The sequence below is a fragment of the Streptomyces sp. NPDC111606 genome, from assembly GCF_055656945.1.
Genome location: NZ_JBVKBY010000007.1, coordinates 248396 through 262208 on the forward strand (window position 1 = coordinate 248396; position 13813 = coordinate 262208).

12 protein-coding genes are annotated in these 13813 nt (G+C 71.3%); 8 read left to right on the forward strand and 4 right to left on the reverse strand.

Annotation, left to right across the window (positions count from 1 at the left end):
* Positions 1 to 152 precede the first annotated feature (152 nt).
* The 4 genes from ACZ7M7_RS25525 to ACZ7M7_RS25540 all read left to right on the forward strand — a co-directional run bounded on the left by ACZ7M7_RS25525 (position 153) and on the right by ACZ7M7_RS25540 (position 4870).
* Positions 153 to 1229 (forward strand): quaternary amine ABC transporter ATP-binding protein, encoded by a 1077-nt coding sequence (locus ACZ7M7_RS25525; protein WP_383607716.1) that lies wholly within the window; start codon positions 153 to 155, stop codon positions 1227 to 1229.
* On the forward strand, positions 1222 to 3045 hold the full coding sequence (locus ACZ7M7_RS25530) for an ABC transporter permease/substrate binding protein (protein ID WP_472120514.1): 1824 nt from the start codon (positions 1222 to 1224) through the stop codon (positions 3043 to 3045). The genes ACZ7M7_RS25525 and ACZ7M7_RS25530 overlap by 8 nt, the downstream gene beginning before the upstream one ends.
* A 533-nt stretch (positions 3046 to 3578) precedes the next feature.
* Complete coding sequence (locus tag ACZ7M7_RS25535; RefSeq protein WP_383629219.1) at positions 3579 to 4148, forward strand: helix-turn-helix domain-containing protein; 570 nt, start codon at positions 3579 to 3581, stop codon at positions 4146 to 4148.
* A complete protein-coding gene (locus ACZ7M7_RS25540) occupies positions 4148 to 4870 on the forward strand; it encodes a helical backbone metal receptor (RefSeq protein WP_472120517.1) in 723 nt (240 codons plus the stop codon). Before ACZ7M7_RS25535 ends, ACZ7M7_RS25540 begins: the two co-directional genes overlap by 1 nt.
* Here the strand turns inward: ACZ7M7_RS25540 and ACZ7M7_RS25545 are convergent.
* A complete protein-coding gene (locus ACZ7M7_RS25545) occupies positions 4782 to 5906 on the reverse strand; it encodes a TDT family transporter (protein ID WP_472120519.1) in 1125 nt (374 codons plus the stop codon). The two genes, ACZ7M7_RS25540 and ACZ7M7_RS25545, sit on opposite strands and share 89 nt — an antisense overlap.
* Before the next feature lie 70 nt (positions 5907 to 5976).
* On the opposite strand from ACZ7M7_RS25545, the gene ACZ7M7_RS25550 reads away from it, so the two are divergent.
* Positions 5977 to 6900, forward strand: coding sequence for a LysR family transcriptional regulator (locus tag ACZ7M7_RS25550; RefSeq protein ID WP_383607721.1), 924 nt, complete (start codon positions 5977 to 5979; stop codon positions 6898 to 6900).
* Between the two features lie 132 nt (positions 6901 to 7032).
* Here ACZ7M7_RS25550 and ACZ7M7_RS25555 read toward each other — a convergent pair whose 3' ends face one another.
* The 3 genes from ACZ7M7_RS25555 to ACZ7M7_RS25565 form a co-directional block, all read right to left on the reverse strand.
* On the reverse strand, positions 7033 to 7728 hold the full coding sequence (locus ACZ7M7_RS25555; RefSeq protein ID WP_472120784.1) for a gamma-glutamyl-gamma-aminobutyrate hydrolase family protein: 696 nt from the start codon (positions 7726 to 7728) through the stop codon (positions 7033 to 7035).
* Between the two features lie 37 nt (positions 7729 to 7765).
* Positions 7766 to 9211, reverse strand: a complete 1446-nt coding sequence (gene eat, locus ACZ7M7_RS25560) for an ethanolamine permease (RefSeq protein ID WP_383607722.1) — start codon at positions 9209 to 9211, stop codon at positions 7766 to 7768.
* A 168-nt stretch (positions 9212 to 9379) separates the two neighbouring features.
* Positions 9380 to 10126, reverse strand: coding sequence for a FadR/GntR family transcriptional regulator (locus ACZ7M7_RS25565; protein ID WP_369269952.1), 747 nt, complete (start codon positions 10124 to 10126; stop codon positions 9380 to 9382).
* Between the two features lie 86 nt (positions 10127 to 10212).
* Between ACZ7M7_RS25565 and ACZ7M7_RS25570 the strand changes: the two genes are divergently transcribed.
* The 3 genes from ACZ7M7_RS25570 to ACZ7M7_RS25580 are packed head-to-tail and all read left to right on the forward strand — an operon-like array spanning position 10213 to position 13756.
* Positions 10213 to 11577: a glutamine synthetase family protein gene (locus tag ACZ7M7_RS25570; protein ID WP_472120522.1), complete on the forward strand. Its 1365-nt coding sequence runs from the start codon at positions 10213 to 10215 to the stop codon at positions 11575 to 11577.
* An 8-nt stretch (positions 11578 to 11585) separates the two neighbouring features.
* Entirely contained in the window at positions 11586 to 12959 is a 1374-nt protein-coding gene (locus ACZ7M7_RS25575) for an aldehyde dehydrogenase family protein (protein WP_472120524.1), read from the forward strand.
* Positions 12956 to 13756 carry a 3-oxoacyl-ACP reductase gene (locus tag ACZ7M7_RS25580; protein ID WP_369269949.1) on the forward strand — a complete coding sequence of 267 codons (801 nt, stop codon included), beginning with the start codon at positions 12956 to 12958 and terminating at the stop codon, positions 13754 to 13756. Before ACZ7M7_RS25575 ends, ACZ7M7_RS25580 begins: the two co-directional genes overlap by 4 nt.
* Positions 13757 to 13813 lie beyond the last annotated feature (57 nt).

Genomic DNA, 13813 nt, shown 5'->3' on the forward strand with positions numbered 1-13813 from the left:
AGTGGCCCCGACCGACAGCGGCTGTGGCCTGGACCACTTGCGCGTTTGTGTCCGGGGAAGCAGGGCAGGCGCGCTCCCGGAGTGACGTCGCTTGCGTATTCAACTGTTGCGCCCGTCACTCCCTTCCTTTGCCGTCGAGACAAGAGGTACACGTGTCATCCAGGCTTGAAGCCGAACAGCTCTACAAGGTGTTCGGGAGACGACCGGACGAGGCCGTGGCGCGGCTCCGCCAGGGAGCCGACCGGGAGGAACTGCGCGCGGACGGCACCACCGCCGCCGTCATCGACGCCTCCTTCACCGTGGAGCCGGGCCAGATCTTCGTCGTCATGGGCCTGTCCGGGTCCGGCAAGTCCACGCTGCTGCGCATGCTCAACGGGCTGCTGGAGCCGACCGCGGGGCACGTGCGCTTCGACGGCCAGGACCTGACCTCGATCAGCGACCGCGAGCTGCGCGAGGTCCGCGCGAAGAAGATCAGCATGGTCTTCCAGCACTTCGCGCTCTTCCCGCACCGCAGTGTGCTGGAGAACGCCGCCTACGGCCTGGCCGTGCAGGGCGTGCCCCGCGCCGAGCGCGAGAAGCGCGCCGGCGAGGCGCTGGCCCTGTGCGGTCTGGCCGGGTGGGAGAAGTCCTGGCCCGACGAGCTGTCCGGCGGCATGCAGCAGCGCGTGGGCCTCGCCCGCGCGCTCGCCACCGACGCCGACCTGCTCCTCATGGACGAGTCCTTCAGCGCGCTCGACCCGCTGATCCGCCGCGACATGCAGGACCAACTGCTGGAGCTGCAGCGCTCCCTGAAGAAGACGATCGTCTTCATCACCCACGACCTCAACGAGGCCATGCGCCTGGGCGACCGCATCGCCGTCATGCGCGACGGCCGCATCGTGCAGACCGGCACGGCCGAGGACATCCTCCTGCGCCCGGAGAACGACTACGTCGCCTCCTTCATCCAGGACGTCGACCGCTCCCGGGTGCTCACCGCGAGCGCCCTCATGGACACCACGGTCACCGCCGACGCCCCCCTGTGCGCCTGCGAGACCGCGACCGGCGAGACGACCTTCGCGGAGCTGTGCGCCATCAGCGCCCGGCTGTCGCACCGTGTCTCGGTCGTGGACGCGGACAACAAGGTCATAGGCGTCGTGCCGCAGCAGCGGCTGGTCGGCTTCCTCGGCGACGAGAGTGCCGATCCCACGCCCTGCGACACCCCGGACGGGAAGGTGGCCGCTCGTGCCTAGGCTGAATCTCGGTGACTGGGTCGACTCCGGCGTGGACTGGCTCGTCACCCACATGTCCTGGCTCTTCGACGCGATCAAAGCGGTCGTCGAGGGCATGTACAACGCCGTCAACGCCGTCCTGACCGCCCCCGAACCCCTGCTCCTCGCGGGCATCCTCGCCGTGCTGGCCTGGTGGCTGCGCGGCCTCGTCCCGGGCGTCCTGGCCTTCGCCGGCTTCGCACTGGTCGACTCGCTCGAACTGTGGGACCGGGCCATGTCGACGCTGGCCCTGGTGCTGGTCGCGACCGTGATCGCCCTGGTCGTCTCGATCCCGCTGGGCATCTGGGCGGCCCGCTCCAAGGCGGTCAGCGCCGCCGTACGGCCCGTCCTGGACCTGCTCCAGACGATGCCGTCGATGGTGCTGCTGATCCCGGCCATCCTCTTCTTCGGCCTGGGCACCGCCGCCGGCGTCATCGCCACCCTGATCTTCGCGCTCGCGCCCGGCGTCCGCATGACCGAGCTCGGCATCCGCCAGGTGGACGCGGAACTGGTCGAGGCCGCCGAGGCGTTCGGCACCGCGCCGCGCGACACCCTGCTGCGGGTACAGCTGCCGCTCGCCCTGCCGACCATCATGGCCGGCATCAACCAGGTGATCATGCTGAGCCTGTCGATGGTCGTCATCGCCGGCATGGTCGGCACCGGCGGCCTCGGCGGCGCGGTCAACGAGGCCATCGGCCAGCTCGACATCGGCTTCGGCTTCGAGGCGGGCGTCGGCATCGTCGTCCTCGCCATCTACCTGGACCGCATCACCGGCGCGCTCGGCGCCCAGATCTCCCCGCTCGGCCGCCGTGCCGCCGCCAAGGCCCGCGCCGCGGGCGGCGTCAAGGTCTGGAACCACCGGCCCCGCCCGGTCGTCGCCGTCGCCGGCGTCGCCGTCCTGGCCCTCGTCGCGGGTGGCCTGGGCGTCTTCGGCCCCTCCGCGGGCACCGCGGAGGCCTCTGCCACGAACGTCGGCAAGGGCAAGGAGATCAAGCTCGGCTACATCCCCTGGGACGAGGGCATCGCCTCCACGTTCCTGTGGAAGGAGATGCTGGAGCGCCGCGGCTTCGAGGCCACCACCAGCCAGTACTCCGCGGGCCCCCTCTACACGGGCCTCGCCACCGGTCAGATCGACTTCGAGACGGACTCCTGGCTGCCCACCACGCACGCCGAGTACTGGAAGAAGTACGGCAAGCAGCTCGAGGACCTCGGCTCCTGGTACGGCCCCACCTCCCTCGAGCTCAGCGTCCCGTCGTACGTCAAGGGCGTCGACTCCATGGAGGACCTCAAGAACAACGCCTCCAAGTTCAAGGGCAAGATCATCGGCATCGAGCCGAGCGCCGGAATGATGGGCATGCTCAAGGACAAGGTCCTCAAGGAGTACGGCCTGGAGGACTCCTACGAGGTCGTCGACGGCTCGACGCCCGCGATGCTGGCCGAGCTCAAGCGCGCGTACGCCAAGAAGGAGCCGATCGCCGTCACGCTCTGGTCGCCGCACTGGGCGTACAGCGACTACGACCTGACGAAGCTCAAGGACCCCAAGGGTGCCTGGGGCAAGGGCGACGGCGTGCACACGCTCGCCCGCAAGGGCTTCGCCCATGACAACCCCGAGGTCGCCGAGTGGCTGAAGAACTTCTCCATGACGGAGAAGCAGCTCACCGGCCTGGAGTCGCAGATCACCAAGGCCGGCAAGGGCAAGGAGCAGGACGCCGTCCGCTCCTGGCTGAAGCAGAACCCGGGCCTGGTGGACAAGTGGGCTCCGGTCGCCGGGTCGCAGAAGAGCCAGGCGGCCGGGTGACCTGACAGCCCCGGACCGCCGCCCGAGGGGTGGGTCCCGCCGTACGTCTTCCCCTGCGTACGACGGACCCACCCCTCGCGGCATGCGGGCCCGCAGAGGCACCTGGCATGCCTACGAAAAGGATCCGGCCAACCACGCAGCGCTACCCCGCCACCCGAGCCCGGCCTTGCCAACTCCGCGCCGCCGGCACCGACTTCAAGGCCGGTCCGCCACCCCCGCATCACCCCGCTGACCAGGCACTCCACCCATAGGAGACGAGGGAACACAGGGGGGCGCCGACGCATTGAACAGAACAGCAGCTCTCGCGTGCTGAGCGGGAGTCAGGGGCGGGACAGGGGTACCCGGTGCATCGGGGGAGCCGATCCGCTGGCGCGAACCGGTGGGTCGTACTCCCCCCGATGTGTCGTCGATGTGACAGGCGCATGAAACGGTTTGCCGAACATGCGTAGGGTGCAGAGAACCCAACAGAAGGTGTGCGCCGGGCGGCGGGTGCGAGGACCCTGGACCGACGAGCGAAGGAGGGAGCCGGAGCGATGGGCGACCACAAAGAACAGCCCCTTCGAGTGGGCGCGGCCGTGCGTCGGCGCCGTCGCGCGCTCGAGCTCACCCTCGCCGTCGTGGCCGAGCGCAGCGGCCTGTCGGTGCCTTTCCTGAGCCAGGTCGAGAACGACCGGGCACGCCCCAGCAGAAGCTCCCTCGAGAAGGTCGCCGACGCGTTGCGTACGACCGCCGTCGAACTCCTCGCCGCGGCCGACCCGGCATGCAGTGTCGACGTGGTACGGGCCGATGTGAGCGAGTGGGGGCCCGACCCCCGGGTGCGTTCCCTGGTGCGGGGTCACCACCAGATGCACGCCTCGGAGTTCACCGGCGACCATGACGCGGGCCGTGAATTCCAGTACCGCAACGACCAGTTGATGTACGTCGCCGACGGCGCCGTCGAGATCGAGGCGGAGGGCCGCGCGTACCGCCTCGGCCGCGGCGACACCCTGTACCTCACCGGCGGGGTGCGCCACCGCTGGCGGGCGACCGTGCCGGACACGCGCGTGGTCGTCGTCGCGGTGGCCGAACACATCGAGGCGGTCCGGGACCGGCCGGGGCGCTGATGCGCGTCGTCTCCCTGGTGCCGTCGCTCACCGAGGCCGTCGCCACCTCGGCCGCCCCCGGCGTCCTCGTCGGCGCCACGGACTGGTGCAGCCACCCCGCCGGCCTGGACGTCACCCGCGTCGGCGGCACCAAGAACCCCGGGGTCGACCGCATCGTCGCCCTTGCCCCCGACCTCGTGATCGCCAACGAGGAGGAGAACCGCGCGCCCGACCTCGCCGCCCTGCGCGCGGCCGGCATCGAGGTCCTGGTGACCGAGGTGCGGGACGTGCCGCAGGCCTTCGGCGAGCTGGCACGGGTCCTGGCGGCATGTGGAGTGGGGACACGCCCACGATGGCTGGACGAGGCCGAGCAGTCCTGGACGTCACTTCCGCCCCCGGACCGCCGTACGACGGCCGTCGTCCCGATCTGGCGGCGCCCCTGGATGGTGCTGGGCCGCGACACCTTCGCGGGCGACGTCCTGGCCCGCCTGGGCGTGGACCACCTGTACGCGGCGCACGAGGGCCGCTACCCGCGCATCCCCCTGGACGACCTGCGCGCAGCGGCCCCCGACGTCGTCGTCCTCCCCGACGAGCCGTACCTCTTCACGGCCGACGACGGCCCGGAGGCCTTTCCCGGCCTGCCCTGCGCACTCGTCAGCGGACGGCACCTGACGTGGTACGGCCCGTCACTGGCCGACGCACCACGAGTGCTGTCCGGGGCCCTGCGAGCAGCACGCCGCTGAGCAGACCGCGCGCGGTGCACACGAAGGCCACGGCCCAGGCGCCGACGAGTACGAAGTACAGCCCGACGGCGAGCCCCTCGTACACGACGAGCCCGGTGTGCCTGCCCAGTGCCTCGGCGCCGGTCACGCAGGTGCCGACCGGGAAGGTGAACGCCCACCAGGTCATCGCGAAGCCCATGCCGTGCCGCCGGGCGCGTACGACATGGGCGGTGGCGAGCCCGAACCACAGCAGGGCGAAGCCCATGACGGGGACGCCGTACAGGACGGCGAGAATGCCGAAACCCTCGCTGTACGGCTCCGGGACCACGCCCGGGGCGATGTCCGCGAAGATGCCGACGGCGGTGGTGGACTGCCCGAGGGGACCCAGCACCAGGAACAGCGTCGGAGTGAGGACGAGGGGCAGGGGACCGCCCGTGATCAGCCGCGCGAAGACGATCGGCAGCATCAGCAGGGTGGCGAGCAGACTGAGCCCGAACATCGCGAAGCAGGCCAGCAGCAGCGTCTCGCGGGCCTGCCCGGCCGGCAGATGCGGCACGAGCAGCGGCCCGAGTGCGGCGGACACCATGGGCGCGACGAGCGGCAGCAGCCACACGGGCGTGGCCTGCGAGGGCTCGATGCGATGGCGTACGGCCATCAGATACGGCACGGCGATCGCGGCCGCCAGCCCGATGACCGTACCGGCGCCGAACAGCACGGCGTCGAGCGCGACGGCTGCCCCGGTCCCGATCCAGTCCCGCCCGACGGTGATCGCACCGCCGCCGACGGCCAGCAGGGCCATGGCGAGGCAGCCGTAGAAGGGTGCCGTGGCCGGGTCGAGGAGGTGGGCGCGGGCCTGGTCACGGTGGTGGGTCCAGTGCAGGGCGCGGGCCGCGAGCAGGGTGGCGAGGAGGATCAGGGAGAGCGCCCAGACGGCTGTGCAGACGGTACGCAGACCGGGGACCTGGACCGGCAGTCCGGCTCCGGCGGTGGCGACGGCGGCGGTGCCCATGACGGCGGCGTACCAATGGGGTCCGAGATGACGGACAGCGGTGACCATGTGCTCAGCGTCGCGCGCTGTGTGGTCCACGACCAGGGAGTTTGGCTCTATGAGCACATAAACTGGGCTTATGACAGAGGCGGCGGAGGGGCAGTTTCGCGCGGGAACCCTGGCGCATCGCGTTCCGGATCTCGGTGCGCTGGAGTTGCTGCTGGCGGTGGCGCGGCTCGGAAGTCTCGGTGGGGCGGCGCGTGAGCTGGGGATCACCCAGCCGGCGGCGAGCAGCCGGATCCGGTCGATGGAACGCCAGCTGGGGGTGGCGCTGGTGGACCGGTCGCCGAGAGGGTCCCGGCTCACGGACGCCGGGGCGCTGGTGACGGACTGGGCGCGGCGCATCGTGGAGGCCGCGGAGGCGTTCGACGTGGGGGCGCAGGCGTTGCGGGACCGGCGGGACTCGCGGCTGCGGGTGGCCGCCAGCATGACGATCGCGGAGTACCTGCTGCCGGGATGGCTCCTCGCCCTGCGCGCGCAGCTCCCCGACACCGCGGTGTCCCTGCTCGCCGGGAACTCGGCGGCCGTCGCGGAGCGGCTGCTGGCCGACGAGGCGGACCTGGGGTTCGTGGAGGGGCTCACCGTCCCCTCCGGGCTGGACTCCGTCGTCATCGCCCACGACAACCTGATCGTGGTGACGGCGCCGGGTCATGCCTGGGCCCGGCGGCGACGCCCGCTGGAGGCGTCCGAGCTTGCGGTGACTCCGCTGATCCTCCGCGAGAAGGGTTCCGGCACGCGGCAGGTCCTCGACGTGGCGCTGGGCGGGTTGGCCCGGCCGCTGATCGAGCTGTCCTCGACGACTGCGGTCAAGGCTGCGGCGGTGAGCGGGGCGGGGCCTGCGGTGTTGAGCGAGCTCGCGGTGGGTGAGGAGCTCTCGATGCGGCGGCTGGTGAGTGTGCCGGTGGCGGGTGTGTCCCTGGCGCGGGACCTGCGAGCGGTGTGGCCGACGGGGCATCGGCCGGCGGGGCCGGCGAGGGAGTTGCTGTCGCTGACTCGGGGGTAGTTCTTCGCCCCCGGCGCCTCGTACCTGGGGGCTGCCGCCCCCAGACCTCCGCTTCGGCCTGAACGGTCTCGTCCTCGAACGCCGGACGGGCTGGACCGGCTGAACCGGCGCGGAAGTTCAACCGTCCCCGCGTCACGCACCACCCGCAGCCGCCGCCACCAACCCCCCCATCACCCGCACGTCCACCCCCATCTCCGGATGCCACTGCACCCCCAACACCCACCCGGCCGCCGACGGCAGTTCCACCGCCTCCACCGTTCCGTCCTCCGCATACGCCGACGCGACGAGCCCCGCGCCCAGCCGATCCACGGCCTGGTGGTGATACGCCGGCACCGACGTCTCCTCCGGCACAACGCCGCCGTACAGAGTCCCCGGCACCGGCTTGACGGTATGGCTGCCGAAGACGCCCACGACCTCCGCATGCCCGTCGAGGTGCTGAACCAGCGTGCCCCCGAGAGCGACGTTGAGGAGCTGCATCCCCCGGCAGATCCCCAGCAGCGGAACCCCCTCCGCGAGCGCAGCGTCGATGAGGGCCAGCTCCCAGGCGTCCCGCTCCCGCGCCGGCGGCCCGGTGCGGGGATGCGGCTCGGCCCCGTACCGCACCGGCTCGACGTCCGGCCCGCCCGCGATGACCAGTCCGTCAAGGCGGGCCACAGCGGCCGCGGCGTGGGCCGGGTCGTCCGGTGGCAGCATCGCGGCCAGTCCGCCCGCCCGCTGCACCAGCCGCGGATAGCCGGCCGGCAGGAGCGCCGCCTCCAGCTCCCACACGCCCCAGCGCGCACCGGACTCCAGATAGGTGCTGACCCCGATCAACGGCCTGCCCACGATGCTCGTACTCCTTCACAGCGAATTCACAGCGAAGCGTTCAGTCCCGTGCCAACTCTGCCTCGGCCGCCGCCAGCGCCGCGAACTCCTCCTCCGGCGCCTTCGCCACCAGCCGCTTACGGCTGTAGAGACCGAAGTACCCGACGGCCACCACGTACACCGCCAGCGCGATCAGGGCCGCCGTCACGTCCACCAGGAACGTCGCCACCAGCGCCGCGCAGGCCAGGACCAGGGCGACCGACGACGTCAGCACCCCGCCCGGTGTGCGGTACGGCCGTGCCAGCTCCGGCTCCCTGCGGCGCAGCACGATGTGTGACAGGGACATCAGCGCGTAGGAGATGGTCGCGCCGAACACCGCGATGTTCAGCATCCGCGCGCCGTCACCCGACACCGCCGCCAGCAGGAAGCCGATCGTGCCGGGCACCAGCAGGCCCAGGTACGGCGCCTTGCGGCGGCTGGTCAGGGAGAGGAAGCGGGGGAGGTAGCCCGCGCGGGACAGGGCGAACAGCTGGCGCGAGCCCGCGTAGATGAGAGAGAAGAACGACGCCACCAGGCCCGCCAGGCCCGCGTAGTTCACGATGCGGCTCAGCGTCGTCGCCTCGCCGTCCGGCTGGAGCGCCTCGACCAGCGGGTTGCCCGCCTCCTGGATCGCCGCGGAGCCACGTGCGCCGGCCGCCGCGAAGAAGGTCACCACGGCCAGCACCACCAGGATGGCCATCGACCAGCGGATCGCCTTCGGCAGCGTACGGGCCGGCTCCTTGGTCTCCTCGGCGGCCAGCGGCACCCCCTCGACGCCCAGGAAGAACCACATCCCGAAGGGGAACGCCGCCCAGATGCCGAGCAGCCCGAAAGGTAGCCAGGAGCTGGACCCCGCGGCCGAGGCGTCGACCGGGATGTCGTCGAGCGAGCCGAAGGAGAAGTGGGGCAGCGCCGCCAGCGCGAACACGATCAGGGCGAGCACCGCGATCCCGGTGACGACGAAGCTGAAGCGCAGCGCCTCGCCGACGCCCCAGAGATGGATGCCGAGGAAGATCGCGAAGCAGACCAGGTACATCGGCCAGCCGGACTCCAGGCCGAACAGGCCCAGCGATTCGACGTAGTCGCCGATGAAGATGACGATGGCGGCGGGCGCGAGGACGTACTCGATGAGGATGGCCGTGCCGGTCAGGAAGCCGCCCCACGGGCCCAGGGCACGGCGGGCGAAGCCGTAGCCGCCGCCCGCCGTCGGCAGGATCGAGGACAGTTCGGCGAGGGCGAAGACCATGCACGCGTACATCGCGCCCATGAGCACCATGGCGATCGCCAGGCCGCCGAAGCCGCCTTCCGCCAGGCCGAAGTTCCAGCCGGAGTAGTCGCCGGAGACGACGTACGCGACGCCGAGACCGGTCAGCAGCACCCAGCCGGCGCTGCCGCGGCGCAGTGCTCTGCGCTTGAGATAGTCGTCCGCCTCAGCGGCGGCGGGTGTGCTTGTGGATTCGAGGGACATGGCCAACTCCCCACGTGCGGTGGACACCGGTGCAGTTCCGGGCACGGTGGGGTCGACCGGGCTCCGGCTCAATGGAATGGATGCATACCTTTGCGGTGTCGGCCGCTCAAAGGCAATACCCTTGCGTTAATCGCCTGTAAATCCACTCGTCGGCGGGCGTGGCCGCGCTCAGCCCAGGAAGCCGCGCAGCAGCGCCGCCGTCCCCCCGCAGTGCTCGCGCATGATCTCCCGCGCGCATTCGGCGTTCCCCTCGATCACGGCCTCCACCAGGGCGGTGTGCTGGCGCTGGGAGTGCTCCAGATTGCGGACGAGAAGCGGAATGCAGTCGAGCAGATCGTTGACCGTCGCGCGTACGGCCGCGTACTGGGCGGTGAGGGTGGGGGAGCCGGACAGCTCGGCGAGCGTGAGGTGCAGCAGCGTGTCCAGGCGGCGGTACTCGGCGAGCGGGGCGTCGTGCGTGCGGGTCAGGGCCGCGCGGAGCCGGTCGGCCTGCTCGTCGTCCAGCCCGTGCGCCGCGCAGAGGCCGGCCGCGCCCACCTCCAGGACCTCGCGGAAGCGCAGCGTGTCCTCGACGTCGACGTCCTTCAGGCGGCGGCGCAGCTCCTCCTCGCCCGGTGTCACCGGCCGCGGCAGCACGAACGTTCCGCCGTAGCGCCCGCGCCGCGACTCCACCAGCCCCTGGTCCTGGAGCACCTTCAGCACCTCGCGCAGCGTCACCCGGCTGATCCCCAGCCGGTCCGCCAGCTCGCGCTCCGCGGGCAGCCGTTCGCCGCCCGGCACCAGGCCGAGCCGGACCACCTGGAGGATCTGCTCCAGGGCCTCCTCGAAGCCGTTGCCGGCCCGCACCGGCCGCAGGACCGACGTCAGCCGGTCGTCGGCCCCGGGCGCCCCGTGCTCCGTGTCCGCCTGCGACATGTGGCCGTACCCCCTTCCCAAGCAATGGTCATCAGCAATACCTTATGGCTCCCGGCTGACCGAAGTAGCCGAATGGAGGCTCTCCCGTGGCAGACCGCACACCCCCGCTGAGCGTCGAGGAGCTGCACGCCCTCGTCGCGAGCGGTGAGATCGACACTGTCGTCCTGGCCTTCCCCGATATGCAAGGGCGGCTCCAGGGCAAGCGGTTCGCCGCCCGCTTCTTCCTCGACGAGGTCCTCCACCACGGCACCGAGGGCTGCAACTACCTCCTCGCCGTCGACACCGAGATGAACACCGTCGACGGCTACGAGATGTCGTCCTGGGACCGCGGCTACGGCGACTTCGCCATGCACCCCGACCTGGCCACGCTCCGCCGCGTCCCCTGGAACGCCGGCACGGCCATGCTCGTCGCCGACCTCGCCTGGAGCGACGGCTCGCCGGTGGTCGCCGCGCCCCGCCAGATCCTGCGCCGCCAGCTGGAGCGCCTCGCCGAGCACGGGTACACCGCCAAGGTGGGTACCGAGCTGGAGTTCATCGTCTTCAAGGACACCTACGAGCAGGCCTGGGACGCGGGCTACAGAGGGCTCACGCCGGCGAACCAGTACAACATCGACTACTCGGTGCTGGGGACGGGCCGGATCGAGCCCCTGCTGCGTCGCATCCGCAACGAAATGGCGGGCGCCGGCCTTGTCGTCGAGTCCGCCAAGGGCGAGTGCAACCCCGGCCAGCACGAGATCGCGTTCAAGTACGACGACGCCTTGGTCACCTGTGACCAGCACGCGATCTACAAGACCGGCACCAAGGAGATCGCCGCCCAGGAGGGCGTCTCGATCACCTTCATGGCCAAGTACAACGAGCGCGAGGGCAACTCCTGCCACATCCACCTCTCCCTCGCGGACACGGCCGGCAACAACGCCATGCCCGGGGACGGCGAGGGCGGCATGTCGGACGTCATGCGCCACTTCCTCGCCGGGCAGCTCGCCGCGCTGCGGGACTTCTCCCTGCTGTACGCGCCCCACATCAACTCCTACAAGCGGTTCCAGCCCGGCTCCTTCGCCCCGACCGCGGTCGCCTGGGGCTACGACAACCGCACCTGCTCCCTGCGCGTCGTCGGCCACGGCCGCTCGATGCGCTTCGAGAACCGGCTGCCCGGCGGGGACGTCAACCCGCACCTCGCCGTGGCCGGCCTGGTCGCGGCCGGCCTGTACGGCATAGAGCAGAAGCTGGAGCTGCCCGAGCCCTGTCCCGGCAACGCCTACTCCGCCGACTTCGAGCACGTCCCCACGACCCTGCGCGAGGCCGCCGAGCTCTGGGAGACCAGCCCGATCGCCAAGGCCGCCTTCGGCGACGAAGTCGTCGCGCACTACCGCAACATGGCGCGCGTCGAGCTGGACGCCTTCGACGCCGCGGTCACCGACTGGGAGCTGCGCCGCTCCTTCGAACGCATGTGAGGCCCTCCTTGTCCGACCAGCTTCAGGTACTCAATCCGGCCACCGAAGAGGTCATCGCGACCATCCCGGCCGCCACCGCGGCCGACGTGGACGCCGCCGTCGTACGGGCCACGAAGGCACAGTCCGCATGGGCCGCCCTCGCGCCCGGCGAACGCGCCCGGCTGCTGCGCCGGTTCGCCGTCACGGTCGACGAACACCTCGAAGAGCTGGCCCGGCTGGAGGTCCGCGAGGCCGGGCACACCGTCGGCAACGCCCGCTGGGAAGCGGGCAACGTCCGCGATCTGCTCGACTACGCCGCCGGGGGAGTGGAGCGGCTGACCGGACAGCAGATCCCGGTTCCCGGCGGGCTGAACGTGACGATCCTCGAACCGCTCGGCGTCGTGGGCGTCATCGCGCCCTGGAACTTCCCGATGCCGATCGCGGCCTGGGGCACCGCCCCGGCGCTGGCGGCCGGCAACGCGGTCATCCTCAAGCCCGCCGAGACGACCCCCCTGACCGCACTGCGCCTGGCCGAACTCGCCCTGGAGGCAGGCCTTCCCGAGGGCCTCTTCCAGGTCCTGCCCGGCCACGGGCCCGTCGCGGGCAACGCCCTCGTCGAGCACCCGGGCGTCGCGAAGATCGTCTTCACCGGGTCGACGGCCGTGGGCAAACAGGTGCTGGCAAAGGGCTCGGCCCTGCTCAAGCGCGTCACTCTCGAACTCGGCGGCAAGAGCCCCAACATCGTCTTCGCCGACGCCGACCTCGAAGCCGCCGCGGCCGCCGCCCCCATGTCCTTCCTCGACAACTCCGGCCAGGACTGCTGCGCCCGCACCCGCATCCTCGTCCAGCGCTCCGCCTACGACCGCTTCCTGGAACTGCTGGGCCCCGCGATCGAGGCGGTGACCGTCGGCGACCCGGCCGACGAGAAGACCGACATGGGCCCGCTGATCTCCAGGGTCCAGCTGGAGCGGGTGCGTGCGTACGTCGACGAGGGCGCCGACGGCATCCGAGGCAAGGCCCCCGAGGGCCCGGGCTTCTGGTTCCCGCCCACCGTCCTCACCGGCGTCGACCCGCACGCGCGCGTGGCCGTCGAGGAGGTCTTCGGTCCCGTGGCCGTCGTCCTCCCCTTCGAGGACGAGGCGGAGGCGGTGACCCTCGCCAACGCCACCGACTACGGCCTGTCCGGCTCCATCTGGACCCGCGACGTCGGCCGCGCCCTGCGCGTCTCCCAGGCGGTCCGGGCCGGCAACCTGTCCGTCAACTCCCACTCCAGCGTCCGCTACTGGACCCCCTTCGGCGGCTTCAAACAGTCCGGCATCGGCCGCGAGCTGGGCCCGGACGCCCTGACCGCCTTCACCGAGACCAAGAACGTCTTCATCAGCACGGAGGGCCACGCACAGTGACTCAGGCACAGCCTCAGGCTCAGGAGAACATCTGCCGTCGGCTGGTCGGCCGCACGGCCGTCATCACCGGCGCCGGCAGCGGCATCGGCCTCGCCACCGCCCGCCGGCTCGCCTCCGAGGGCGCCCACGTCGTCTGCGGTGACGTCGACGAGCAGCGCGGCAAGGCGGCCGCGGAGGAGGTCGGCGGAACCTTCGTGAAGGTCGACGTCACCGACCCCGAGCAGGTCGAGGCGCTGTTCAGGACGGCGTACGACACCTACGGCAGCGTCGACATCGCCTTCAACAACGCCGGTATCTCGCCGCCCGACGACGACTCCATCCTGGAGACCGGCCTGGACGCCTGGAAGCGCGTCCAGGAGGTCAACCTCACCTCCGTCTACCTGTGCTGCAAGGCCGCCATCCCCTACATGCGGCAGCAGGGCAAGGGCTCCATCATCAACACGGCGTCCTTCGTGGCGAGGATGGGTGCCGCCACCTCCCAGATCTCGTACACGGCCTCCAAGGGCGGCGTCCTCGCCATGTCCCGCGAGCTGGGCGTCCAGTTCGCCCGCGACGGCATCCGGGTCAACGCCCTGTGCCCGGGACCGGTCAACACCCCGCTCCTGCAGGAGCTGTTCGCCAAGGACCCCGAGCGCGCCGCGCGCCGGCTCGTCCACATCCCGGTCGGCCGTTTCGCCGACGCCGAGGAGATCGCCGCCGCCGTGGCCTTCCTGGCCAGCGACGACTCCTCGTTCGTGAACGCCACCGACTTCCTGGTCGACGGCGGAATCTCCGGGGCGTACGTCACACCGCTGTAGGCACCCGACGGACAACCCCGGCGGTGCGCCCGGGCGGCGGTCCAAAGCCGTCGCCCG

Excerpts from the sequence above, each read along its gene's own strand:
- ACZ7M7_RS25535 (WP_383629219.1), top strand. The coding sequence starts at position 3,579 with ATGGGCGACCACAAAGAACAGCCCCTTCGAGTGGGCGCGGCCGTGCGT.
- ACZ7M7_RS25540 (WP_472120517.1), top strand. The coding sequence starts at position 4,148 with ATGCGCGTCGTCTCCCTGGTGCCGTCGCTCACCGAGGCCGTCGCCACC.
- ACZ7M7_RS25545 (WP_472120519.1), bottom strand. The coding sequence starts at position 5,906 with ATGGTCACCGCTGTCCGTCATCTCGGACCCCATTGGTACGCCGCCGTC.
- ACZ7M7_RS25550 (WP_383607721.1), top strand. The coding sequence starts at position 5,977 with ATGACAGAGGCGGCGGAGGGGCAGTTTCGCGCGGGAACCCTGGCGCAT.
- eat (WP_383607722.1), bottom strand. The coding sequence starts at position 9,211 with ATGTCCCTCGAATCCACAAGCACACCCGCCGCCGCTGAGGCGGACGAC.
- ACZ7M7_RS25565 (WP_369269952.1), bottom strand. The coding sequence starts at position 10,126 with ATGTCGCAGGCGGACACGGAGCACGGGGCGCCCGGGGCCGACGACCGG.